The organism is Roseovarius salinarum (assembly GCF_002834145.1).
In the GTDB taxonomy this organism is placed as follows: Bacteria; Pseudomonadota; Alphaproteobacteria; order Rhodobacterales; family Rhodobacteraceae; genus Roseovarius; species Roseovarius salinarum.
This window is the reverse complement of the sequence record NZ_PHNT01000005.1, coordinates 1-23,907: the sequence shown is the minus strand read 5'-3', so window position 1 is coordinate 23,907 and position 23,907 is coordinate 1. Positions and strand designations below refer to the sequence as shown.

25 protein-coding genes are annotated in these 23,907 nt (G+C 66.8%); 14 read left to right on the top strand and 11 right to left on the bottom strand.

The window, feature by feature from the left end:
* The first annotated feature begins 172 nt into the window (after positions 1-172).
* From thyX to CEF10_RS06485, 3 genes are all read left to right on the top strand, one after another.
* Complete coding sequence (gene thyX / locus CEF10_RS06495; RefSeq protein ID WP_101067325.1) at positions 173-1,078, top strand: FAD-dependent thymidylate synthase; 906 nt, start codon at positions 173-175, stop codon at positions 1,076-1,078.
* 240 nt (positions 1,079-1,318) lie between these two features.
* Positions 1,319-1,579, top strand: coding sequence for a hypothetical protein (locus CEF10_RS06490; RefSeq protein WP_101067324.1), 261 nt, complete (start codon positions 1,319-1,321; stop codon positions 1,577-1,579).
* 73 nt (positions 1,580-1,652) lie between these two features.
* On the top strand, positions 1,653-1,964 hold the full coding sequence (locus tag CEF10_RS06485; protein ID WP_101067323.1) for a hypothetical protein: 312 nt from the start codon (positions 1,653-1,655) through the stop codon (positions 1,962-1,964).
* Between the two features lie 19 nt (positions 1,965-1,983).
* Here CEF10_RS06485 and CEF10_RS06480 read toward each other — a convergent pair whose 3' ends face one another.
* On the bottom strand, positions 1,984-2,190 hold the full coding sequence (locus CEF10_RS06480) for a cold-shock protein (RefSeq protein WP_101067322.1): 207 nt from the start codon (positions 2,188-2,190) through the stop codon (positions 1,984-1,986).
* Positions 2,191-2,411: 221 nt separating this feature from the next.
* On the opposite strand from CEF10_RS06480, the gene CEF10_RS06475 reads away from it, so the two are divergent.
* Both CEF10_RS06475 and CEF10_RS06470 read left to right on the top strand, forming a co-directional pair.
* On the top strand, positions 2,412-2,726 hold the full coding sequence (locus CEF10_RS06475) for an arsenate reductase family protein (RefSeq protein ID WP_101067321.1): 315 nt from the start codon (positions 2,412-2,414) through the stop codon (positions 2,724-2,726).
* 47 nt (positions 2,727-2,773) lie between these two features.
* Positions 2,774-3,142: a hypothetical protein gene (locus CEF10_RS06470; protein ID WP_101067320.1), complete on the top strand. Its 369-nt coding sequence runs from the start codon at positions 2,774-2,776 to the stop codon at positions 3,140-3,142.
* Here CEF10_RS06470 and CEF10_RS06465 read toward each other — a convergent pair.
* The 5 genes from CEF10_RS06465 to thrS all read right to left on the bottom strand — a co-directional run bounded on the left by CEF10_RS06465 (position 3,075) and on the right by thrS (position 7,825).
* A complete protein-coding gene (locus tag CEF10_RS06465; protein ID WP_101067319.1) occupies positions 3,075-3,677 on the bottom strand; it encodes a DoxX family protein in 603 nt (200 codons plus the stop codon). The two genes, CEF10_RS06470 and CEF10_RS06465, sit on opposite strands and share 68 nt — an antisense overlap.
* The gene (locus tag CEF10_RS06460) at positions 3,674-4,435 is read right to left on the bottom strand and encodes an HvfC/BufC N-terminal domain-containing protein (RefSeq protein ID WP_101067318.1); all 762 of its coding nucleotides are present in this window, start codon (positions 4,433-4,435) and stop codon (positions 3,674-3,676) included. Before CEF10_RS06460 ends, CEF10_RS06465 begins: the two co-directional genes overlap by 4 nt.
* Positions 4,432-5,292, bottom strand: coding sequence for an MNIO family bufferin maturase (gene bufB / locus CEF10_RS06455; protein ID WP_101067472.1), 861 nt, complete (start codon positions 5,290-5,292; stop codon positions 4,432-4,434). The genes CEF10_RS06460 and bufB overlap by 4 nt, the downstream gene beginning before the upstream one ends.
* Before the next feature lie 78 nt (positions 5,293-5,370).
* Positions 5,371-5,673, bottom strand: a complete 303-nt coding sequence (locus CEF10_RS06450; RefSeq protein ID WP_101067317.1) for a BufA1 family periplasmic bufferin-type metallophore — start codon at positions 5,671-5,673, stop codon at positions 5,371-5,373.
* Positions 5,674-5,878: 205 nt separating this feature from the next.
* Positions 5,879-7,825 (bottom strand): threonine--tRNA ligase, encoded by a 1,947-nt coding sequence (gene thrS, locus CEF10_RS06445; protein ID WP_101067316.1) that lies wholly within the window; start codon positions 7,823-7,825, stop codon positions 5,879-5,881.
* 190 nt (positions 7,826-8,015) lie between these two features.
* Here thrS and CEF10_RS06440 point away from each other — a divergent pair, with 190 nt between their 5' ends.
* The 3 genes from CEF10_RS06440 (at position 8,016) to CEF10_RS06430 (ending at position 10,001) form a co-directional block, all read left to right on the top strand.
* A complete protein-coding gene (locus CEF10_RS06440) occupies positions 8,016-8,768 on the top strand; it encodes an alpha/beta fold hydrolase (protein ID WP_101067315.1) in 753 nt (250 codons plus the stop codon).
* Positions 8,769-8,970: 202 nt separating this feature from the next.
* Positions 8,971-9,702, top strand: a complete 732-nt coding sequence (locus CEF10_RS06435) for an alpha/beta fold hydrolase (protein WP_101067314.1) — start codon at positions 8,971-8,973, stop codon at positions 9,700-9,702.
* An 8-nt stretch (positions 9,703-9,710) separates the two neighbouring features.
* Positions 9,711-10,001 carry a hypothetical protein gene (locus CEF10_RS06430; protein WP_101067471.1) on the top strand — a complete coding sequence of 97 codons (291 nt, stop codon included), beginning with the start codon at positions 9,711-9,713 and terminating at the stop codon, positions 9,999-10,001.
* Positions 10,002-10,025: 24 nt separating this feature from the next.
* Here CEF10_RS06430 and phaZ read toward each other — a convergent pair whose 3' ends face one another.
* Positions 10,026-11,297 carry a polyhydroxyalkanoate depolymerase gene (gene phaZ, locus CEF10_RS06425; protein ID WP_101067313.1) on the bottom strand — a complete coding sequence of 424 codons (1,272 nt, stop codon included), beginning with the start codon at positions 11,295-11,297 and terminating at the stop codon, positions 10,026-10,028.
* Positions 11,298-11,403: 106 nt separating this feature from the next.
* Between phaZ and CEF10_RS06420 the strand changes: the two genes are divergently transcribed.
* The 4 genes from CEF10_RS06420 to CEF10_RS06405 all read left to right on the top strand — a co-directional run bounded on the left by CEF10_RS06420 (position 11,404) and on the right by CEF10_RS06405 (position 15,522).
* Complete coding sequence (locus CEF10_RS06420) at positions 11,404-13,209, top strand: PHA/PHB synthase family protein (protein ID WP_101067312.1); 1,806 nt, start codon at positions 11,404-11,406, stop codon at positions 13,207-13,209.
* Positions 13,210-13,352: 143 nt separating this feature from the next.
* Entirely contained in the window at positions 13,353-13,799 is a 447-nt protein-coding gene (locus tag CEF10_RS06415; RefSeq protein ID WP_101067470.1) for a phasin family protein, read from the top strand.
* Between the two features lie 172 nt (positions 13,800-13,971).
* Positions 13,972-14,553 carry a polyhydroxyalkanoate synthesis repressor PhaR gene (gene phaR / locus CEF10_RS06410; RefSeq protein WP_101067311.1) on the top strand — a complete coding sequence of 194 codons (582 nt, stop codon included), beginning with the start codon at positions 13,972-13,974 and terminating at the stop codon, positions 14,551-14,553.
* Positions 14,554-14,559: 6 nt separating this feature from the next.
* Complete coding sequence (locus CEF10_RS06405; RefSeq protein ID WP_101067310.1) at positions 14,560-15,522, top strand: LysR family transcriptional regulator; 963 nt, start codon at positions 14,560-14,562, stop codon at positions 15,520-15,522.
* Between the two features lie 10 nt (positions 15,523-15,532).
* Here the strand turns inward: CEF10_RS06405 and CEF10_RS06400 are convergent, their stop codons facing one another.
* Both CEF10_RS06400 and metF read right to left on the bottom strand, forming a co-directional pair.
* Positions 15,533-16,024, bottom strand: coding sequence for a PaaI family thioesterase (locus CEF10_RS06400; RefSeq protein WP_101067309.1), 492 nt, complete (start codon positions 16,022-16,024; stop codon positions 15,533-15,535).
* Positions 16,025-16,096: 72 nt separating this feature from the next.
* Positions 16,097-16,963 carry a methylenetetrahydrofolate reductase [NAD(P)H] gene (gene metF, locus CEF10_RS06395; RefSeq protein WP_101067308.1) on the bottom strand — a complete coding sequence of 289 codons (867 nt, stop codon included), beginning with the start codon at positions 16,961-16,963 and terminating at the stop codon, positions 16,097-16,099.
* 100 nt (positions 16,964-17,063) lie between these two features.
* Between metF and CEF10_RS06390 the strand changes: the two genes are divergently transcribed.
* Together CEF10_RS06390 and CEF10_RS06385 are read left to right on the top strand one after the other, a co-directional pair.
* On the top strand, positions 17,064-17,990 hold the full coding sequence (locus CEF10_RS06390) for a LysR family transcriptional regulator (RefSeq protein WP_101067307.1): 927 nt from the start codon (positions 17,064-17,066) through the stop codon (positions 17,988-17,990).
* 113 nt (positions 17,991-18,103) lie between these two features.
* The gene (locus tag CEF10_RS06385) at positions 18,104-21,775 is read left to right on the top strand and encodes a glycosyltransferase (RefSeq protein WP_101067306.1); all 3,672 of its coding nucleotides are present in this window, start codon (positions 18,104-18,106) and stop codon (positions 21,773-21,775) included.
* A 19-nt stretch (positions 21,776-21,794) separates the two neighbouring features.
* On the opposite strand, the gene CEF10_RS06380 is transcribed toward CEF10_RS06385, so the two are convergent.
* Positions 21,795-22,739 (bottom strand): sulfotransferase family protein, encoded by a 945-nt coding sequence (locus tag CEF10_RS06380; RefSeq protein WP_101067305.1) that lies wholly within the window; start codon positions 22,737-22,739, stop codon positions 21,795-21,797.
* Between the two features lie 149 nt (positions 22,740-22,888).
* A complete protein-coding gene (locus CEF10_RS06375; protein ID WP_101067304.1) occupies positions 22,889-23,593 on the bottom strand; it encodes a sulfotransferase family protein in 705 nt (234 codons plus the stop codon).
* Between the last annotated feature and the right edge of the window lie 314 nt (positions 23,594-23,907).

The following is a 23,907-nucleotide window of genomic DNA, read 5'->3' as shown; positions in this document are numbered from 1 at the left end:
CGGCCCGCGGGCCGGGCCGGTGTCCCTCGTCATCCTAGGCGCGTGGCGCGCGGCGTCCACCCCGCGCGGTGCGGGGGATGCGCGGCAGGGGCATCCATGGCGGTTCCGCCCGGGGCGGCACCCAGATATAGTGGCAGACGACTCGCAAATGTCGCCAGAAGGATTCGCCTCCATGCCGCTCAGCCCCGACCAGCAGGCCGAAATCGACGCCCAGCGCGCCGCCCCGCGCGAGACGCTGCGCACCACCGCCCCGGGGATGGAGGCGCACCTTTACACCGCCCACCCCGTGCTGGACCACGGCTTCGTGCGGGTGATCGACTACATGGGCGACGACGCCGCGATCTGCCAGGCCGCGCGGGTAAGCTACGGCCGCGGCACGAAGTCGGTCAGCAACGACGCCGGCCTGATCCGCTACCTGATGCGGCACTGGCACTCCACGCCCTTCGAGATGTGCGAGATCAAGCTGCACGTGAAGCTGCCCGTGTTCGTGGCGCGGCAGTGGGTCCGGCACCGCACCGCCAACATCAACGAGTATTCCGCGCGCTACTCGATCCTCGACCGCGAATTCTACATCCCCGCGCCCGACGCGCTGGCCGCGCAGTCAACCACCAACAGCCAGGGCCGGGGCGAGACGCTCGACGGCGAGGAGGCCGCGCGCGTCCTCGACATCCTGCGCGGGGACGCCGCCCGCTGTTACGACCACTACGAGGAAATGATCGCGACCGAGGGGCAACAGGGCCTCGCGCGGGAACTCGCGCGGATGAACCTGCCCGCCAACGTCTATACCCAGTGGTACTGGAAGACCGACCTGCACAACCTGCTGCACTTCCTGCGCCTGCGCGCCGATACCCACGCCCAGTACGAAATCCGCGTCTACGCCGAGGCCATCGCGGCCATCACCGCCGACTGGGTGCCACTGGCCTACAAGGCGTTCGAGGACTACCGCCTGGGCGGCGCGACGCTGTCGGCCACGGCCCTCGATTGCATCCGCCGGATGCTCAGGGGCGAGGAGGTGACGCAGGAAACCTCCGGGATGTCCAAGGGGGAATGGCGGGAGTTTCGAGAGGTGATTGAATGACGCGTGACAAAGGCTTTGTGAATTGAAGAATTTGGCGGACAAGTTGGTTGTTTTCGTCCTGATTCAAGGTCGCGGCAACGGCAGCAACGGACGTTGATACGTGCCCGTCGTTATGCACCGGAAGTGCCGCCCACCCGCATTGCGTAGCGAAGGGCTCACCGCAACACACGCCCCTTTGACACACGCCCCGCACCGCGTAGCATGATCCCGCCAAGACATTTTCAAGGAGCGAGGGAACTCATGGTCAGGACATCCGTCATCGCCGCCGTCGCCGCGGCCGCGTTCGCCGCGCCCGCGGGGGCCGGGGACGTCACGCTTTACCCCTGGGCGACGCACCAGCCGAACCATTGCCCGCAGGGGCTGCAGCCCGTCGTGCTCAACGGCGTGATCTGCTGTGGGCAGCCGGACACGCATGTCTCCTACCAGCAGGTGATGAAGCACCCGGTGCAGCGCGCGCGCCGTGACTGGCGCTATTGCCCCGAGGGCGAAAAGGGCTGCTGAGCCCGCGCCCGCGGCGGCGCCTGTCGATCGGTTGTATATACACGCGCTGTCATGAAACTGTTACACTGCGGGCATGATTACCCGCAGCCCAACGATTCGCGCCGCGGCGCTGGCCGTTGTCCTCGCCCTGCCGGCGGTGCCCGTGCCGGCGGCCTCGCCCATCGCCGAGGTGATCTGCGAACCCACCCCGCGGATGGAGCGCAAGCTGCGCCGCGAGTTCGGCGAGACGCGCGTCGCCCGCGGCCTGCGCGGGGTCGAGCAGGTCATGGAGGTCTGGACCGACGCGCGCGGCGACTGGACGCTGGTCGTGCGCTACGCCTCGGGCACCTCCTGCATCGTCGCCATGGGCGAGGACTGGCAGGGCATGCCCGAGACCCCGGCCTGAGCCGGCCGCGCCGCGCGCCTCAGAGCAGTTTGAGGTCGCCCGCCATCTGGCGGCCGTCGCGGCCGTCCTGCATTTCGAATGAGACCTTCTGGTTGTCGGCCAGCCCGGTCAGCCCGGACCGTTCCACGGCCGAGATGTGCACGAAGACGTCCTTGCCGCCCCCGTCCGGTTCGATGAAGCCGTAACCCTTGGTGGTGTTGAACCATTTCACGGTGCCCGTCGGCATGCCGCTTCTCCTTCTCCTTCACGTCCCCGGATTGATGCCGGGCCATGTCACGCCGGCCCTCGCGCGGTCCGGCCTTTGACGTCTGGAGACCTCGAAGTCCGGGCCGAGAAGCCCGATGTCACGCCCCGATGATTGCACGGACAATGTAAAAAGCAAGCGAAAGCGCGTGACCTTCGCGTGCCGCTGCGCTATCGCGGCGACACGGGTTCGAGGGGCATGCGATGGTCATTTACGGGCTGAAGACCTGCGATACCTGCCGCAAGGCGCGCACCGCGCTGCCCGGCGCGGCCTTCGTCGACGTGCGCGCGGACGGCGTGCCGGCCGACGTGCTGGCCCGCGCGCAGGCGCGGTTCGGCGCGGCGCTGGTCAACACCCGCTCGGCCACCTGGCGGGGGCTGGGGGAGGGTGAGCGCGCCCGCGACCCGCTGGCGCTGCTGGCCGACCACCCCGCGCTGATGAAGCGCCCGCTGATCGACGCGGACGGCACGCTTTACCTGGGCTGGGGGGCGGACGTGCAGCGCGCGCTTGTTGGATAGGCCGCGCGGATGATTATCTGGGGCGTTGAGTGGAAAAGGGGGTGGCCATGCGCAACGCGGCACTGATTCTGGGCGTGATCGGCGGGCTCTGGGCCATGCTGGTCGGATTCTTCAGCTACGGCTACACCGAGGCGATCCAGCAATGGGGCGAGATCGAGGGGCTGGCCCACCAGGTCGAGAACCCGCAGCTGATCCGCACCGTCAGTTTCATCGCGCCGTTGCTGGCCATCGCGGGCGGCGGCATGGCGCGCATCCGCGCGCTGTGGGCAGGGATCCTGATGCTCGCGTCGGCGGGGGCCATGCTTTACGCCTTCGATTTCAACGTCTTCACGATGTTCCCAATCGGCTTCACGGCGCTGGGCGGCCTTCTGGCGATCGCGGCGGGGAAGCCCGACGAGCCGAAAAGCCACTTCTGAGCAGGGCGTCGGCCGACAGCGACCCGGCCCCCTTGACCACCAGAACCAGCAGCAGGAATACCCAGAGCGCGCGCTGGTCGAGGATCACCCCGTCGGGTGCCTTGTCGAACCAGGCGCCCAGTGTTTCCGGTTCCTCGATCGCCCCGTGTCCATAAAGGTCGGTCAACGTCTGAACGCCGATGAAACCGATCATCCCGACGCTGGCCAGCCGCGTCAGCAGCCCTGCCACGATCAGCGCGGGCAACAGGAACTCGGCCCAGGTGCCGGCCAGCACGACCGCCGTGTGCAGGGCCGACAGCTGGCCGGTGTCATAGCCCACCGCGGCCATGGCCCGCGGAAATATCTGGGCATAGGCGCCCATGGCCGGCGAAAACAGACCCGTGATCCCTTCGCCCAGCTTGGTCAGACCCGAGACCCAGAAATAGCTCAGCAGGATCGCGGCGAAGAGCAGCCGGGCGAGGGTCGGCAGCAGCCAGTCACCGGCGCGGTCGAGGGCTGCGAAGACGGCATCATGAAGGGCAACAAGGCGTGTCATGGTGTTTCTCCCGGTGTGATCTCGGTGATGGCGCCGCCCGACAGCAGCAGCGCGAGGGTCTGCGCGAGGTCGAAGTCCGCGGCCTCGGCCAGCGCGGCGTCATGCGCCGCGCCCAGGGTGTGGCCCGCGGCCACGGTGGTCACGAAACCGGCCGCGCCCGGGGGCAGCGTCGTCATCTGCGGGTCGTACTCTGGGCGCTGGATCAGGACGTCCTGCGGCTGCGCGGGCGGCTTGGGCGCGCCCGGTTCAAGCGCGTAGGCCCGGATGGCATGCACCGGCCAGTTGGAGCGGACCAGCCGTACCGCGGGGGCGAGCGTCAGCCGACTTTGCATCAGGGCGTCGGGTGCCAAAGCCTCGAACACGGCCGGGTCCACCGGGGCGGCGTCGGCGGCGTGGTAGGCCGCGCGCAGCGCCTGTTCCAGCCGGGCGACATCGCCCAGGTAGCCCAGGTGGCCCAGCGGTTCGAAACCGTCGAGAAAGGCGGGCAGGCCGGCGCCGTATTCCGCGATCATCGGGCGCGCCGGCGGGTGCCGCCGCAGGAAGATCCCCATGACGTTGCGGAAGTTCGCCGGCCCCAGCAAGCTGGCGACGGCGGGAAAATTGGCCTCGAGCGCGTCGGTCAGCGCGACGGCGACATTGTTTCGGTAGACGGCGAAGCGCCCGCCCGCAGGGCGCCCGTGCCCGTCGGTCAACCCCGCCGGCGCGGGGCGCGCGCCGTCAAGCAGGGCGTCGTGAAGCTGGGCCTGCGACACGGTCATGCCGGCACCCGCGCGAGCGCGGCTTCGGCGCGTCCGGCCTCGCCGGCAAGGACGGGCCAATCCGGTACGTCGGTGTCCCACTCCACCAGCACGGGCCGCGGGCCGGTGCGCGCCAGCGTGTAATCCAGCAGGGTCCAGACCGGGTCGGCGATCTCGCGGCCGTGGCTGTCGATCAGCAACGGCGCCCCGTGGTCGTCGCTGTCCTCGTCGTGCCCGCCCAGGTGGATCTCGCCCACCCGGTCGAGCGGGAAGGCATCGATGTAGGCGCGGGGCTCATAGTCCAGGTTGGTGGCCGAGACGAAGACGTTGTTGACGTCCAGCAGCAGGCCGCAGCCGGTGCGGTGCGCCAGTTCGGCCAGGAAGTCGGTTTCCGACCAGGTGCTTTCGGCGAAGGCGAGGTAGCTTGACGGGTTTTCCAGCAGCATCTGCCGGCCCAGCATCTGCTGCACCTGGTCGATGTGAGCGGCGACGCGCGCCAGCGTCGCGTCGGTGTAGGGCAGCGGCAGCAGGTCGTTGAGGAAATGGTCGCCGTGGCTGGACCAGGCAAGGTGCTCGGAAAAGCTGGCCGGTTGCAACCAGTCGCACAGCTGCTTCAGGCGGGACAGGTGGTCGGCGTCCAGCGGCCCTTCGCCGCCGATCGACAGGCCCACGCCGTGCACGGAAACGGGAAAGCGCGCCGACAGGTGGCGCAACTGCGCGATCGGCCGCCCGCCCGCGCCCATGTAGTTCTCGGCATGGATTTCCAGCCATGCGACGGGGGCGGGGTGATCGGCGATGTCGCGGAAATGCTGCGGCTTGTAGCCGACGCCGGGGGCGGCGGGCAGCTGGCCGGGATAGCGGGGCGTTGCGTCTAGCATGGCGAACCTCTGGCGCGTGAAAAAGGCGGGATGCACGGGGCGCGCGCGCTTGGCCCCCCGTGCGTCCGTCGTGACCGGTCAGGACGGCAGGTCGCGGTCCAGCGGCTCCAGCGAGCCCTCGCGCGGGGTGCCGTCGGCCATGTCGGGCAGGTCGATCTCGGTGCAGGTGCCCTCGTCGACCAGCGTCCACGCGTTGCCCTGGTAATCGACGGTCGATGTGCCCGCACAGGTCGTGCCGGCGCCGGCCTTGCAGTCGTTTTCGCCGGCCAGCGACACGCCGTAGCACTTGACCTTTTCCTCGGCCGCGGCGGGGCTGGTGTACGCGGCGAGCGCCGCAGTGACTGCGCCGGCGACGGCGACGGTTTTCATCGTGTTGAACATGGTCCATTCCTCCTCAGGGATTGCGGTATTCGGTTTGCGAGCCGCCCTTGGACGGCAAGGCAAACGCTACGCGCCGCGCCCCGGCACGGGCCATTCACGAGCGCGTGCCGCACGCGCGCGTGATCGGCTGCGAGCGATCCGTTATCTGAGGTGGGACGTTGGGGCCCATTCGGTGCCGCCCGGCGGCGTGCCGGGCGGGGAAATGTTACAGAAGGTCCGGCGGCGTGGCCTCGGTCGACAGCGCGTTCACGATTTCGTCGAGGGTCTGGACAGTCGATTGCTTGCTGCCCAGGCGCCGCGTGGAGACGGTACGGTCCTCCACCTCCTTCATCCCGCAGGCGAGGATCACCGGCACCTTGCCCACGGAATGCTCGCGGACCTTGTAGTTGATCTTCTCGTTGCGGGTGTCGGTCTCGGCCCGCACGCCGGCGGCGGTCAGGGCCTCGGCGACCTCTGCGCAATAGTCGTCGGCCTCGGACACGATCGAGGCCACCACGACCTGCCGCGGCGCCAGCCAGAAGGGCAGGCGGCCGGCGTGTTCCTCGATCAGGATGCCCAGGAAGCGTTCGAAGCTGCCCAGCACGGCACGGTGCAACATGACGGGGCGGTGCTTGGCCCCGTCTGCCCCGATGTAGGTGGCATCCAGCCGCTCGGGCAGCACGAAGTCCACCTGCAGCGTGCCGCACTGCCAGTCGCGCCCGATGGCGTCGGTGAGCACGAATTCCAGCTTCGGGCCATAGAACGCCCCTTCGCCCGGGTTCAGGTCGAACTCGCAGCCCGCCGCGATGGTCGCGGCCTTCAGCGCCTCCTCGGACTTGTCCCAGACCTCATCCTCGCCCGCGCGGGTCTCGGGCCGGTCCGAGAACTTCACCGCGAAGCTTTCGAATCCCAGGTCGCGATAGATCTCGGACAGGAACGCGATGAACTTCGCCGTCTCGGCCTCGATCTGGTCCTCGCGGCAAAAGATGTGCGCATCGTCCTGCGTGAAGCCGCGCACCCGCATCAGCCCGTGCAGCGCGCCGGAGGGTTCGTAGCGGTTGCAGCTGCCGAACTCCGCCATGCGCAGGGGCAGGTCGCGATAGGACTTGAGCCCGTGGTTGTAGACCTGCACGTGGCACGGGCAGTTCATGGGCTTGAGCGCGTTGACCGATTTCTCGCGCGCGTGCTCCTCGTCGACCTCGACGATGAACATGTGGTCCTGGTACTTCTCCCAGTGGCCGCTGGCCTCCCACAGCTTGCGGTCGACCACTTGCGGCGTGTTGATCTCGACGTAGCCGCCGCGCGTCTGGCGGCGGCGCATGTAGTCCTGGAGCGTGGTGTAGATGCGCCAGCCGTTGGGATGCCAGAAGATCTGGCCCGGCGCCTCCTCCTGCATGTGGAACAGCTCCATCTCGCGGCCCAGGCGGCGGTGGTCGCGCCGCTCGGCCTCCTCGAGGAAATGCAGGTAGGTCTTGAGATCCTCGCGGGTCTTGAAGGCCACGCCGTAGATGCGCTGGAGCATCTTGCGCGAGCTGTCGCCGCGCCAGTAGGCACCGGCCACGCTCATCAGCTTGAAGGCGTCGGCGGGCAGCTGGCCGGTGTGCTGCAGGTGCGGGCCGCGGCACAGGTCCTGCCAGTGGCCGTGCCAGTACATGCGCACCGGTTGGTCCTCCGGGATGGCCTCGACCAGCTCGACCTTGAATGGCTCGCCGTTCGCCTCGTAGTGGCGGATCGCGCGCTCGCGGTCCCAGACCTCGGTGGTGACCGGGTCGCGGCGGTTGATGATCTCCTTCATCTTCGCCTCGATCCGGCCCAGGTCCTCGGGGGTGAAGGGCTCGTCGCGGTCGAAATCGTAGTACCAGCCGCGCTCGATGACGGGGCCGATGGTCACCTTCACCTCGGGCCAGATCTCCTGCACGGCGCGGGCCATGACGTGGGCAAGGTCGTGGCGGATGAGCTCCAGTGCCGCGTCGTCGTCCTTCATGGTGTTGATCTGGATCTCGGCGTCGTGCTCGATCGGCCACTGCAGGTCCCAGTGGGTGCCGTCGACCGTGGCCGAGATGGCCTTCTTGGCCAGCGAGTTGGAGATGTCGGCGGCCACCTCGGCGGGGGTGACACCGGCCGCGTAGCTGCGCTGGTTGCCATCGGGGAATGTCAGGGAAATCTGGGCCATCGGCCTCAAGCTCCTCGTCGGTTCGGCGCCCACGGAACGCCCGGTTGCGGGTATGTGATCTGCGCCCCTAATCGCGCGGGGGGCGGGCGGAGTCAAGCGCGCCGCACCGCCGCATGTGCCACGGTTTGCGGTCCGCGGCGTTCGGGGGCAGGATGCGCGCGACCCCACGCAAGCGACCAGGAGGCCCGGCATGTCCGACCCGCAGTATCTGACCACTCCGCAAGGCCGCAAGCTGGCCTACCACCGGCACGACGGCGCGGGCCCCGGCGTGGTGTTCCTGGGCGGGCTGCGCTCGGACATGGAGGGCACCAAGGCGTTGCACCTGCATGACTGGGCGCGGGCCACGGGCCGTGCCTTCCTGCGCTTCGACTATTCGGGGCACGGGCAGTCGTCGGGGGAGTTCGAGGCGGGCTGCATCGGCGACTGGGCCGAGGATGCCGCCGCCGCGATCGACGCGCTGACGGACGGCCCGCAGGTGCTGGTGGGCAGTTCGATGGGTGGCTGGGTTGCGCTCCTGATGGCGCGACGGGCCCCCGCGCGGCTGGCCGGCCTGGTCACAGTGGCCGCTGCCCCCGACTTCACCGAGGACGCGATGTGGGCAGGATTCGACGACGCGCAGCGCCGCGCGGTGATGGAAGACGGGCAGGTCGCCCTGCCCAGCGAGTACGGCGCGCCGATGATCATCACCCGCCGTATGATCGAGGACGGTCGCGATCACCTGGTTCTGCGGGATTCCCTCGCACTCCCCTTTCCGGTCAGGTTTCTGCAAGGAACGGCAGATGATGATGTGGATATGTCGGTTGCGACGACTCTTTTGAATCACGCACAGGGCCCCGATATGCGCCTCACGCTGGTCAAGGGGGCCGATCACAGGTTCTCCGACGCCGACTGTCTCGACCTGATCGTGAAATCTGTCGAGCAGGTAATTGAAAAATCGGCATGAATCCCGCCACTGCGAGATCATGCCGAGAGAGCCTGGCGTGCCCGTCCCCGCCCCCTTATCCGGCAGGATGCGGCGTGATTGCAGGATATTGGCCGATCCTGTTGATGTCCGGGCGGCGTGCTGGCCCCTGGCATCCGGTGAAAGGGATTGATCCTGCGCCCGCCTGTGGCAAGCTGCGCCCGAGGCGAGGGCGGCGGACATCATGACGAACGTGCAGGGGTATCTGGACGACCCGTTGGTTCTGTTGCCGGGCATGATGTGCGATGCGCGCGTGTTCGGCCCCCAGATCGACGCGCTGAGCACGGTGGCCGCGGTGACCGTCGCGCCGATCACCCGCGGGGAGCGCATCGAGGAAATCGCGTCGGGCCTGCTGGACCTTCTGCCGGCGCGTTTCGCGCTGGCGGGGCTGTCGATGGGCGGGATCGTCGCGATGGAGATCTTGCGCCGCGCACCTGACCGGGTGTCGCGGCTGGCGCTGCTGGACACCAACGCGCTGGCCGAAACCCCGGCCTCGGCCGCGGCCTACGAGCCGCTGGTCATCAAGGCGCGGTCCGGCAGCCTTGCCGAAGTGGCCGGGGCCATGATCGGGCCCGGCACGCTGGCCCCCGGCGCTTGTCGCCCGGACGTGATGAAGCTGATGGCCGAGATGGCCGAGCATGTCGGTGGCGCGGCGGTCGTGCGCCAGATCCGTGCCCTGCAGCGGCGGCAGGACTACCAGGCAACGCTGCGGCGCTGCCGGGTGCCGGCGCTGGTTCTGTGCGGCGCGCATGACACCCTGACCCCGCCGCGCCGGCACGAGCTGATGGCCGCGCTGATTCCCGGCGCCGAGCTGGAAGTGGTCGAGGACGCTGGCCATTTGCCGACGCTCGAAACGCCGGACGCGGTGACCCGTGCCCTGGCCGGTTGGGCGGCGCGGCGGCCCGCGCCGCAATAGGCCGCGCGATGGGTCGGACCCGCGACCGGCAGACCGCCAAGGCCCGGGTGCGGCGGCTGCGACGCCGCATCCAGGTCTGGACGGCGCGGCACCTGCCGCCGGGAACGCGGCTTCTGGCCGGGTTGATCCTGATGGGGGGCGGCGTCCTGGGCTTCCTGCCGGTCGTGGGGTTCTGGATGTTCCCGCTTGGCGTGGCGGTCGCCGCACTCGACGTCGTGCCGATCATCCGCTGGCTGCGCGGGGAGCGCGCGTGGAGACGCCGCTCGGCACGGCCGAAGAAAGACGGCGACGACGCCTAGCCGCGCGCAGCGCCGCCGGCCCGTTCAGGCAGCCGAGTTGCTGTTGGCCGCCTTGGGGGCGTGCCGGCCGCTGTTGGCGTCGATGAAATCCAGCACCAACGGGCGGATGTTGTTGCGCCAGCTCTTGCCGGCGAAGATGCCGTAGTGCCCCGCCTCGGGTTCGACGTGGCTGGCCTTTTTCGAATCGGGCAGGCCGGTGCACAGGTCGAGCGCCGCAACGCACTGGCCGGGCGCCGAGATGTCATCCTTGCCGCCCTCGACCGTCTTGACGGCCACGTCGGTAATCGCGCCGATATCGACCTTGTGCCCGGCCACGGTGAATTCGTTGCGTGCGATCTCGCGCCCCTTGAATATCCGTTCGACGGTCGAGAGGTAGAATTCCGCCGGCATGTCCATCACGGCGAGGTATTCGTCGTAGAACCTGTTGTGCGCGTCGTGATCGCCCGCGTCGCCCTGCGCCACCCGCACGATCTGGTTGCTGAAGGCGCGCGCGTGCCGTTCGGCGTTCATCGACATGAACGAGGCGAGTTGCAGAAGGCCCGGGTAGACCATGCGGCCCACGCCCTTGTACTTGAAGCCCACGCGCTGGATCATCGTTTCTTCCAGCTGGCCCATCGTGACGCGGCGGCCGAAGTCGGTGACGTCGGTCGGCGTGGCGTCGGGGTCGATCGGCCCGCCGATCAGCGTGAGCGATTGCGGCTGCGCCGTGGGATCCTGTTCGGCCAGGTAGGCCGTGGCGGCCAGCGTCAGCGGCGCGGGCTGGCAGACTGAAATGACGTGGGTGTCCGGCCCCAGCTGGCGCATGAAATCCATCAGGTAGAGGGTGTAGTCCTCGACGTCGAACTTGCCCTCCGACACGGGGATGTCGCGCGCGTTGTGCCAGTCGGTGACATAGACCTCGCAGTTGACGATCAGGCTTTTCACCGTCGATCGCAGCAGCGTCGCGTAGTGCCCCGACATCGGCGCCACCAGCAGCACCTTGCGCGGCAGGGGATCGCGGCCGGCCACGTTGAAGTGGACCAGGTCGGCAAAGGGTTTTTCGAGAACGGTCTCGATGTTGACGAGGTGGTCCTTGCCGTCCTCGCAGGTGAAGGTGCGGATCCCCCAATCGGGCTTGGCGACCATGCGCTGGAACGTGCGCTCCGTCACCTCTCCCCAGGCGGCCATCCATTGGAATGCCGGGTTTGGCACCATGCTGAAAACCGGATAGGATGCGAGCGAAAGGGCGGTCGCGCCGAGCCACTGGTTCGCGTTGCGGCAACTCTCCATCAAGTCGTAGGTGGCCATGTAACGCATTGTCGTCTCCTTTCGGGCCCGGCTTCCGGTCCATTCGGGCACGTTGCCGTGCCCTCAGCCAACCGATAATGCTGCGCAGCAGAAAGTCTAGGGGGAAATCGTCAAGATGGCAACGCAAGAGGAAGACACAGATCAGGACGAGGCTGCGAACCTCGAGAAACTCAACGAGAATCTGGCCCGTGTCGAGCAGCTTTCGCAACGCCTCATCGCCGCGCTGGCATCGAAGAATCCGCCGAAATCGACGTTGAATTCCCCGTCCCAGGAGCTTTTCGCGAAAGCCGCGACGAACTACTGGACCGAGATGCTGGAAAACCCCGGCCGCATGTTCGAGAACCAGCTCGAATACTGGGCCCAGTCGGTGCGCCATTTCATGGACGCGCAGCAGATGATGGTGCAGGGAACCGCCCCCGAAAGCGCGGAGGACGCCCCCGAGGACAAGCGGTTCTCGAACCCGCTGTGGCAGACGCACCCCTATTTCAACTACGTAAAGCAGCAATACCTGCTGAACGCGCGCGCGATCGAGCAGGCGGTCGCGGACATCGACGACCTCGATCCGACGGAGAAGCGGCGGCTCGCGTACTTCTCGCGTCAGATCATCGACATGATGTCGCCCACCAACTTCCTGGGCACGAACCCCGACGCGCTGGAGCGCGCGGTGGAAACCGAGGGCGAAAGCCTGGTGAAGGGGCTGGAAAACCTGGTGGCCGACCTGGAGGCCAACCAGGGCGAGATGGTCGTTCGACTGGCCGACGAGACCGCGTTCGAGCTGGGTGGCAATATCGCCACCACGCCCGGGCAGGTGGTCTATCGCAACGAGATGATGGAGCTGATCCAGTACGAACCGGCGACCGAAGAGGTTCACGAGACGCCGCTGGTGATCTTCCCGCCGTGGATCAACAAGTACTACATCCTCGATCTCAAGGCGAAGAACAGCCTGATCAAGTGGATCACCGAACAGGGCTACACCCTGTTCGTGGTCTCTTGGGTGAACCCGGATGCCTCTTACGCCGATGTCGGCATGGAGGACTACATCGAGGAAGGCTTCCTGCGCGCGATCGAGGAAGTCAAGGCGATCACCGGGCAGAACCGCGTCAACGCCGTGGGCTACTGCATCGCGGGCACGACGCTGGCGCTGACGCTGTCGCTGATGAAGAAACGCGGCGACAAGTCGGTGAAATCGGCCACCTTCTTCACCGCGCTCACCGATTTTTCGGATCAGGGCGAATTCACGCCGTTCCTGCAGGATGATTTCATCGATGGCATCGAGGAAGAGGTCTCCGAGCAGGGCGTGCTGCGCGCCTTCATCCTGTCGCGGACGATGTCCTTCCTTCGCTCGAAAGATCTGGTCTACGCGCCGGCGGTGCGCAGCTACATGATGGGCGAGACGCCGCCTGCCTTCGACCTGCTCTACTGGAACGGCGACGGGGCGAACCTGCCGGGCAAGATGACGGTCGAATACCTTCGGGGCCTGTGCCAGGACAACCGTTTCGCCGAGGGCGGCTTCGAGTTGTGCGGCGAAACCCTGAACGTGCGCGACGTGGACGTCCCGCTGCTGGCGGTGACCTGCGAGACCGACCACATCGCGGCATGGCGCGACTGCTACCGCGGGGTCCAGATGATGGGCTCGAGGAACAAGACCTTCATCGTGTCCGAGTCGGGCCATATCGCCGGTGTGGTCAACCCGCCCAGCAAGAACAAGTACGGCCATTACACGAATTCCGATCTGAGCCTGCCGGCCGAGGACTGGCTGGCGCAGGCCGAGTACCACGAAGGGTCCTGGTGGCCGCGCTGGGAGGCGTGGCTGCGCAAGCGCTCGGGCAAGAAGATCGCGGCCCGCATCCCGGGCGATTCGGAGCACCCGCCACTGTGCCCGGCGCCCGGAACCTACGTGAAGCAGAAGGCAAGTTCCTGAATTTCAAATATTTCACCGCGTTCGCGAAGATTTTGCTGCAACGCAGAAAAAATCCTTGAAATGCTGCGGTGCAGCATGCATATTGTTTGCAGATGCTGAACGGCGGGATCGGCCCGCCGCGTGAACCGAAAAGGATCGAAGCAATGGCAAAAGCTCAAGACATGAACACGATGATGAAAGACATGATGGGCGCATTCCCCGTCGACACCAAGGCGATGGAAGACGCGTTCCAGAACCAGGCCGCGCTGAACGAGAAGCTGTCGGGCGTCGCGCTCGAGGCCGCCGAGAAGTCGGCCGAGATCTCGAACAAGTGGACCAAGGAGACGCTCGCCAAGCTCAGCGAGATGACGAAGGCCAAGACCGAGCCCGCGGACTACGCCAAGGCAATGACCGACTTCACCTCGGCCAACGCCGAAGTGGCTGCCGAGAACATGGCCGCCTTCGCCGAGATCGCCAAGAAGGTCCAGACGGACACCGTCGAACTGATGATGTCGGCCGGCAAGGAAATGCAGGAAGACGCTGCCAAGGCCGTCAAGAAGGCGACCGATGACGTCAGCTCGGCCGCCAAGAAGGCAAGCGCCGCCAAGTGATCGGGCGGCGCCCCCGGCGCCGATCCCTGTATCGCGGTCGCAGGCATCCCGTCCCCATCTCCTCCCTGCATTGGGATGCCTCCCGCGAAAGGGCGAGCCGCATGGCTCGCCCTTTCATTTTGCCGGCCATGGGTCTAGGCTTGCTGCAGCGCTGCATTTTGGAGGACGACCCGTGGCCCAGACCGACAAGCCGCTGCTGATCAAGCGATATGCCAGCCGGCGGCTCTACAACACCGAAACCTCCGATTACGTCACGCTCGACGATATCGCGCGTTTCATCCGCGACGGCCGCGAGGTGCAGATCGTCGATCTGAAATCCGGCGACGACCTGACGCGCCAGTATCTTCTGCAGATCATCGCCGAACACGAAAGCCGCGGCGAAAACGTGCTGCCGATCAACGTGCTCACCGACCTGGTGCGCAGCTACACCACGCAGGCCACGAGCGTGGTGCCGGATTTCCTTGCCGCGAGTTTCGAGATGCTGCGCAATGGCCAGTCGCAGATGCTCGAGAACATGACGCGGGCCAATCCGCTGGCCGCGATGCCGGGAATGGAGGCCATGCGCGCCCAGCAGGAGGCCTTCGTGAAGGCCATGACGGGCGGGCTGTCCGGCGGGTCGACGGGCCCCGCCGCCGGGGACGACACGCCCGGGGCGCAATCGGGGGACGACGCTGGCGCGGAGGACGAGAACCTCGACGAGATAAAGAAGCAGCTGGCCGAGTTGCAGGAAAAGCTGTCGAAGATGGACAAATAGGCCGCCATGGTCGACAGCCCCGGCCGGATCACCCTTTGGGGAATCGAGGTCTTCATGGCCACGGCCGACGAGCGCTCGATCTCGGCCGCCGCGCGCCGGCTGGGCGCCAGCCCGTCCGCCGTCAGCCAGCAACTGACCAACCTCGAGGGCGCGCTGGGCGCTACCCTTTTGCAGCGCAATGCGCGGCCCGTCCGCCTGACGCCGGCCGGAGAGATCCTGCATCGCCGCGCCAAGGTGATCCTGAACGAGGCGGCGCAGGCCCGTGCCGAGCTTGCGATGTCCGACCTGTCGGCCCTCACGCGGTTCCGTCTGGGCATGATCGAGGATCTCGAGGCCGACGTCACGCCCCAGCTTCTGACCCACCTTGCGGCGGAGCTGAGCGGCTGCCAGTTCCTGCTGGAGACCGGCGCCAGCCACGCGCTGCATGATCAGCTCGACGCCCGCGCGCTCGACGTCATCGTGGCCGCGGAGCTGGGCGCCGAGGACTGGGCCGAGGTGCACCCTCTGCTGCGCGAAGGTTTCGTCGCCGCCGCGCCCCGCGGGGAGATCGACCCCGGCGGCGACGTGCTGCGTCAGCTCAAGCGGCTGCCACTGGTGCAGTATACGCAGCGCCACTACATGGGCCGGCTGGTCATGGCGCACCTGGCGCGGCAGAACCTCGCGCTGGCGCACCGGTTCGAACTGGACAGTTATCATTCCATTCTTGCGCTCGTGGGTCAGGGTGCGGGGTGGACGATCCTCACGCCGCTGGCGCTGATGCGCGCCAGGCGTTTCGCCGAACGCATCGACGTGCTGGAACTGCCGTTCGAACCCTTGTCGCGGACCATATCGCTGACCGCGCGGCGTGACATCCTTCAGTCGATGCCCGCCCATGTCGCGGACACACTCAAGCCGATCCTGCGGCGCAACATCGTCGAGCCGGCCATCGCGCGGCATCCCTTCCTCGAGAGCACGCTGAAGATTCTCTGACCGGGGCGGATCAGCGCGCGGGCGCAGCCATGATCATGCAGGTGGTCGATCCGGTGCCGTAAAGCCGCCCGTCGTCGATGCCGCGGATCTCGCCATTTGCCACGCCCGTCGACCGGCCGGCGTGCGCCACCGTGCCCGTGGCCGTCACGCGCGTGCCCAGCGGGATCGTGCGTGTGATGTTCACCTTGTATTCGAGCGTGGTATAGACCGACCCCTTCGGCACGCGGGTCATCACCGCGCAAGCCATGCAACTGTCGAGGATCGCGCCATACCAGCCGCCGTGCACGCCCCGCATCGGGTTGGTCGATGTGAAATCGGGCGCACCTTCGAACACGACGCGCCCCTCCTCGGCCAGAACCGGCCAGAAACCCAACGCAGCCCCGATCGGTGGCCCGGCCAGGCGGCCGGCCACCATGTCCTGCATGAACTCCAGGCCCGACCGCGACAGAAGGTCGTCCATGGCGGGCAGTTCGTCCAGCGTTTCAGCGACGCGGCGGGTCATGTGCGCTCCCCGGTGTTTCCTGCCGCACGCTAGGTGCCGGTCGGCCGGGGCGCAAGCGCGCGGCCGCGCGGTTCACGCGACGTCGCGCAATTCCACCTTCGGCGTCACGCCCAGCGCGTGGCAGACGTCGCGCGTCAGCTCCGGGCGGTTGAGCGTGTAGAAGTGGAGCGTGTCCACCCCGCCGTCGATCAGCTCGCTGCACAGTTCCGTGGCGAGCGCGGTGGCCAGGAGGTCCTGCCGGTTGTCGCGGGTTGCCTTGTCGAAAGCTTCGTCCAGCCAGCGCGGGACGCGCGTGCCGCAGGCCTTGGCGAACCGGCGCACGCCGGTCCAGTTCTCCACCGGCATGATGCCGGGGATGATGGGGGCGTCGATCCCGGCCTTCTCGCAGGCGTCGCGGAAGCGGAAGAAGCTTTCGGCCTCGAAGAAGAACTGGGTGATCGCTTCGGACGCGCCCGCGTCGAGCTTGCGCTTGAGCCAGGTGACATCCGTCCCGGAGTCGGCGGCCTCGGGATGAACCTCGGGGTAGGCGCCCACGCGGATCGTGAACTTGCCGGTGTCGGCCAGCGCCTCGATCAGTTCGACCGAGTTGGCGAACCCGTCCGGGTGCGGGGTGAACCCGTCCGCATCCTTCGGCGGGTCGCCGCGCAGCGCCACGATCTCGGACACGCCGGCGGCGTGAAATTCGTCGGCGATCTGCAGCGTCTCGTCGCGCGTGGCCTCCACGCAGGTCAGGTGGGCGGCCACGTTCAGGCCGGTCGCGTTGTGCAGGGTGCCGACGGCCTCGCGCGTCAGCTCGCGGGTTGTGCCGCCGGCGCCGTAGGTCACCGAGACGAAGCGCGGATCGAGCGGCGCGAGCGTGTTGACGGTATCCCACAGGCGAAAGGACGCCTCCAGCGACTTGGGCGGGAAGAATTCGAAGGAAACCTCGGGTTTGGGCATCGTTACAGTCCTGTGTTCTTTGGGTTGGCGCTGTTGTCTCACGCGCACTATTGTGAGACAACCTCATAGTATTCATGGTTTCTATGAGGATGGCTCACAAATGCATATTGACCTGCGCCACCTTCGCACGATCCGCGCGATCAGCCAGGCAGGCGGGCTGGCACGGGCCGCCGAGTCGCTCAACATCACCCAGTCGGCCCTGAGCCACCAGATAAAGGGGCTGGAGGATCAGGCGGGCGTCGAGCTTTTCGTGCGCCGATCCAAACCGTTGCGGCTGTCGGCGGCGGGCCAACGCCTGTTGCGCGTCGCCGAAAAGGTGCTGCCCGAGATCGAGGCGCTGGAGACCGAGTTCGAGGGCCTGCGCGACGGCAGCGCGGGGCGCATGCACATCGCCATCGAGTGCCACGCCTGCTTCGAATGGCTGTTCCCCGTGCTCGAGCGCTTCCGCCGCAGCTGGCCGGAGGTGGATATCGATATCCGCCCCGGGCTGGCCTTCGACGCGTTGCCCGCCCTGCGCACCGAGGAGGTCGACCTGGTGGTGTCGTCCGACCCCGAGGACCTGCCCGGCGTGACCTTCCTGCCGTTGTTCGACTACGAACCCGTCTTCGTGGCGGCCCGCCAGCACCCGCTGGCCGCGAAGGATTTCGTCGAGGCCGAGGATTTCCGAGAGGAGACGCTGATCACCTACCCGGTCGACCGCGCGCGCCTCGACGTCTTTTCCGAGCTTCTCACGCCCGCCAAGGTCGAGCCGCGCGCGGTGCGGCAGGTCGAACTGACGGCGGTGATCCTGCTGCTTGTGGCCTCGAACCGCGGCGTGGCCGTGCTGCCCGACTGGGTGGTGCGCGCGCAGCGCGGCGGCGATTTCGTCACGCGCCCCATCACCGCAAAGGGGCTGACCAAGCGCCTCTACGCCGCCGTGCGCACGGAGGATGCCGAAAAACCCTTCATGGCGCACCTGGTCCGGCTGGCGCGCGACATTCCCGTGCGCATGCAGCGTGGTGATGCACAGGACGCGCAACCGGCCTGAGCAAGGGTGCTGCCGGCTTGCATTGTTTCGCGATTTCGATCACTCAAGGCACGCGATCGGCTGGGGGCTGCACCGCCCGTGCCCGAATTTGAACGACCGGAGATCTTTCGAGAATGAATGCGCCTTCAAGCACCGCCGGTGAACTCGATGTCCTGTTGGTTCTCGGCACACATCGCAGCGGGACCTCGATGATCGCGCATGGACTGTCCCGACTGGGCGGACATCTCAGCAGTTCCCTTGTCGGTGCATCGGAGTCGAACCCGGCCGGTCATTTCGAGGATGCCGAGATCGTCGAGCTGACGAAGGCGATTGAGGCCAGGATCAGGCGTCCGCATGCCGACGTTCGCGGCGTGCTGCCCGCGGCCGGCGTGCTGGGCCGCACGGACCTTTCCGAGGAAAAACGCGCGCTGGAATCCATCATCCTGCGCAACGTCAGGGAGGCCCCCGCCCCCTGGATCGTGAAGGACCCCAGAACGCAACGCCTCCTGCCATTGTGGACCGAGATCCTCGATGCCCACGGATTGCGCCACGCGGCCGTGACCTGCCTGCGCAACCCGTCGGCGGCATGTCATTCGCGGGCCAAGCGCAACAATATCGGCTTCGACGTGGCCCAGTTCCTGTGGATGACCGAGATGGCCGAGTTGCTGGTGAACACGGGCGGCGATCCGGGCCAGGTGATCGAATTCGAAACGCTGGTCGAAAGCCCGCTGGATTGCCTTGCCGCCGCCAGCGCCGGCCTGCCGCCGAGCATGCGTCACGACGGCCCGGACCTGGCCGAGCGGGTGTCGGGCCTGGTCGAGTCGGATTTGGTGCATTTCGCGCGCGAGCGTGATCCGAAGATCCTCGCCGAGACGCAGGATTTCTACGAGGACCTGCGGGCGCTGGGGACGGCCGAAACCGAGGCGCGGCGCGAGGCGCTGCGCGCGCGCCTCATGAAGGTCGCCGAAAGCCACCTGCAGAAAATGGACAGCCTGTCGGGTTTCGTCATGGACAAGGAGTGGCTGCTCGACCGGCTGATCCACACGGACCGTCAGATGGTGAAGGCGCAGCGCCAGCTGCGCAACAAAAAGGCCGCAACGCCCCCGCAGCCCGAACGGAGCGCGGCCGACAAGGCCCCCGACGCGGACGCACCGCACGGTGGCCTTTACCGGACCGGCCCGTACCACCCCGATGCCGAAACGGCGGTTTTCCCGAACCTCCAGGCGCCGCGCTGCGACGCGCCGGCGCGGCCGCTGGACGTCTGCATCGTCACGCAGGACATTTATGGCCCTGTCAGGAACGGCGGGATCGGCACGGCCTATCGCTACGTGGCCGACCTGCTGGCGGGGGCTGGGCACAACGTCACGATTCTTTATGCGCACGGAACGCACTGCGAGAACGGCACCATCGAGGACTGGGTCGACTATTACGCCGAGCGCAACATCACCTTCGTACCGATGCCCCAGCCGGATGTCCCCTCGCTCGAGGGGCCGCAAGGCAAGTTCACCAGACGTCCGCGCGAGGTCTACGAATGGCTGCTGACGCAATCGTTCGACGTGGTGCATGTCTCCGAGTGGCGGGGTCTGGGTTACTACGCGATCCTCGCCAAGCACCTCGGGCTGGCGTTCGCCGACACCACCTTCGTTGTACAATGCTCATCGCCGACGCTGTGGAACAAGCTCGGCGGAATGACGACCTATGAGGGCGGGCTGCATGACGCCGCGCTGTCCTTCATGGAAAAGCGCAGCGTGGAACTGGCTGATACGGTCGTCAGCGGCAGCCTGCACCTGCTGCGCTGGATGCTGGGCAAGGGGTACGACATCCCGCGTGCGCGCACCTACATGCAACCCAACATCATGCTGACCTCGACGTTGCCGCCGGCGGAGACGACGCGCGAACCCGGCACGCGCGTGCACATCGACGAGATCGTGTTCTTCGGCCGGCTGGAGCCGCGCAAGGGATTGTTCATCTTCTGCAACGCCATCGACAACCTGTTCAAGTCGAAGGCACGGAAGCCCAAGAAGGTCACCTTCCTCGGCAAGCCGGCCAAGGTCGTCGACGGCGAGGCGATCATCCGCCGCCACGCCGAGAAATGGGGCTGCGAGGTCGAGATCCTGACCGACAGGAACCAATCGCAGGCGCTGGAATACCTCGGCGGCGAGGGACGGCTCGCGGTGATCCCGTCGCTGCTGGAGAATTCGTCGTTCGCGATCTACGAGTGCCTGATCTACAAGATCCCCTTCGTTGCCAGCGACCGCGGCGGAAATGCCGAGCTGATCCACAAGGATTCGCACGAGGACGCGGTCTTTGCCATCGAACGCTCGGACCTGGCGCGCTGCCTGAAGCGCGTCATGCGCAAGGGCGCGGTCGTGCCTAAGCCGTCGTTCGATTACGAGGAGAACAACCGCACGTGGCTTGACTGGCATGCCCGGCTGCTGGATGCGGATACCAAGGCCCGGCACAGCGCCGCGCCGCCGCAACGGTTCGCGCAGCTTGCGCCCGAGGAATACCCGCTGGTGTCCGTCTGCATCGCGCATTACGAGCGGCCCGACTTCATCGACAACGCGATCCTGTCGGTCAAGGCCCAGACCTATCCCAACATCGAGGTGATCCTGGTCGACGACGGCAGCGAATCCGCTGCCGCCAAGGCCAAGCTGGACGAGATCGAGACGGAGTTCGCCAAACACGGCTGGCAGGTCGTCCGCAAGCAGAACGAATACCTCGGCGCCAGCCGCAACACCGCCGCCGCGCACGCGAACGGCCAGTACCTGCTGTTCATGGACGACGACAACATGGCCAAGCCGCACGAGGTGGAACGCTTCGTGCAGGTGGCCCTGGACACGGGCATGGACGTGCTGACCTGTTTCTCGGATTCCTTTGCCAACGAGGACAACAGCTATCCGCCCACCCCGATCGCGCGGATCACGCCGCTGGGGCCCGACCCGGCGTTCGGCATGTTCCGAAACGGGTTCGGCGACAGCAACTGCTTCGTCTCGAAGGCCGCTTTCGACGCGCTGGGCGGGTTCACCGAACACTACCGCGTGGGGCGCGATGACCAGGAGTTCTTTGCGCGCGCCGTCCTGCGCGGTTACCGGCTGGAGGTGCTGCCGGAGCCGCTGTTCTGGTACCGCAAGAACCCCGTCGAACAGAGCATGAAGTCCACGAACGTCAGCGTTTCGGCGGGCCAGATGCGGGTGCTGGAGACCTATATCGACAACGCGCCGGCGGCGTTTTCCAACGTGTTCATGCTGGGCCTGGCCTTCTTCAACCAGTTGGACGAGGCCCGGGCCGACCTCAAGGAGAAGTCACGGATCGCCGGCAACCGTATCCGCTGGCACAACGAGTCGCTGCAGCCCGATCCGGGGGCGAACGGGGCCCGGATGCGCCTTGGCCTCGATCCGTTGGAAGGATTGATGGGCGCGGCGATACCGGCACCGGGCGAGGCCGACGTGGATCTGACGGTGGTCGTGGACGGCGAGGAGATCGACCGCTTCCCGATGCAGCGCCGCGGCGGGGTCGTCTTCGCCGCCTGGCCCATCCCCCGCAGCCTTGAGCCCCGGGCCCGCGAAACGCGCTTCGTGAAACTGCTCGCGGGAACCGAGGACGACCGGATGGAGCGCGTGATCAAGCTGACCGGCGTGAAGGGGGCCTACACGCGCATATTCTCGAAAAAGGGGATCGAGGCCTGGCCCGGCGGCGAACCGCCGGCGCCGCCCGCGCCCGGTGTTCCGCCAGCCCGTCCCGCGCCGTCGCTGGCCCGGCGCGGCGTGCGCAAACTGCGCCGGATCCTGTCGCGGACGGCGTGAGCCCGCCCGCCGACCGGGTTCAGTTGATGTGGCTGGGCAGGACGACCTCGTAGTCGTTGAGGTGCACGTTGTCCCAACTGGACAGATCGACGCCGAACGTGCTCTCGAGGTGCTCGCGAATCGGGCGGGCATGTTCTTCCTGGATCCGGTCGCGCAACTCGGCGTCGGGCGGGGTCAGCCAGTGGGCTTGCCGGTGGCCCAGACGCGAGATCGTGTCGTATTCCCGGTCGTCGGGGCCGTAGGAATGGGACCGCTTCTTGGTCGAACAGAAATAGGCTCGGTTGGCCGGGATATGGTAGGTGTTCCCGGAAATCTCGAGTTCCCAGTCCTCCGGGCGGGGCTGGATTATCCGCGGGACGAGCCCGGAATTGACCGAAACATCCCCCTTTGGATCGTAATAGGATTTATCGGATTCGATGCCGAGGAAGTCATACACCTTCTGTTCGAACAGGTAGTTGCCGGCGAAGTCGTCCTCGTAGACCAACAGCAGGATGTTCTCCGGCCCCCCCAGACGCTCCACCAGGTCCTTGATGCGTTCACGGGGGTTGCGGAAATAGACGCCGCGCGCGAATTCTTCGGAAAATGATTGCGGAATGTAGTCATTGCCAAGGTAATTGCCGATCTTGAGCACCTGCATGTAACGCGAATAGAACTGCGATAGCGGGTGGCGAACGGACAGGATGATCTTTGGCGGCTTGCCGTCATAGAATTCAAGGATGCGGTCGGTATGCAGGGCCTTGCCGTAATAGGAGGGGCTTATGTCGCCCACCCATTCCTCGCCGTCGTAGCCGTCGAACATCTCGTCGTAGAACGCTTCGCCGCGAGCGTAATTCGCGTCGAGCTTGAAAAAATCCAGTTCCTTGCGCCGCGACGAAAGAAATATTCGCGGGTGCCGCTTGATGACCCTGTGCATCAGGCTCGAGCCGGTCTTGCCGAGGCCGACGAAAAGGAAATTGGGTTTCATGCTGGTTTCGCTCCGGGCAGGCTTCAGGTTTTCAGGGTTCACTAGCCAGCGCGCTGGCGCTTGTCGACATTTCGCGAAGAAAAAGGATCAAATCCGGCGGCCGCGCCGGGCTGGAAATCCGGCGGCCGCGCCGGGCTGGACGGGGTCCGTCAGTAGCTTGCGTCGGCCAGGTCATAGCCGAATGCGGTCATGTCCTCTTGATAGATTTGGGCGATCCGGTCGCGCAGGCGCGGGGAGATCGTGACCGCCTTGGCCTTCCCCCCGGAGGCGTTGACACGCGGCAGACTGCACGGCAGGCCCAGCCGGTCGGCGATGCCGCTCCAGTCCTCGGACAACCGCTCGATCTTGGCCACGGTGTGGTAGTTGAACAACCCCGGATGAAGAAGCCCGGTCTGCGAGCGCCAGTGCCGGTTGCGCTCCGCGTCGGGCTGCTGGGTCACGACGTCCACGAATTCCTCAATGGACACGGGCCGGTCTTTCGTTTCGCCTAGCTGGCGCAGCACCTCCGCACGGTAATCCCGGCGCTTGAGCTTGTTGCGGAAGCCGGACACGAAGCGGTCCACCGGGTGGCGGACGATGCAGAAGCGGTAATAACGGTCGTCGCGCAGGATCTCCGCGATCTCGCGCGCGGGTCGCTTGAAATGACGGCGCGCCATGTCGTGGATTTTCCGCTCGCTCACCTCGCTCAGTTCGCGCTCCGCGCGCAGAAGGGCCAGCTTGACGGAACTCGAGGCGACCTTCGGCGTGCTGACATAGACGCACCGGCAGGTGTCGGAAACGATGACGTTCCGGGCGAGTTCGCCTGTTAGGCTCTGCCTGAGGGTCGTCGTCTCGTGCGGCGCGGCTGACGGCATGCTCGTTCCTGGTCTGGCGGTGCGGCGCGTTGCAATCGGGGTGTGCCGTCCGCCCCGCCACGCGCGCGCGCTCGGTGAGCCGGAACGTTCTCCTGCCCTGTAGCCAAGCGCCCCCCGGCTGTCAATCTGCTCTCCGCTGGGGCAGCGCGCGCACCGGCGCGCTGGCGCGCCTGACGATGTGGTACCCGCGGCCGGAGTTTTGCATTCCCGACGAAGGTGGTGTGGCCACCGTTGCTCCCAGCAAAATAAGGATATTGGCAGGTCGAGTCCCGGTCAACAGGCACCATGTGGTCTACGGTATGGTCTACGGTTCG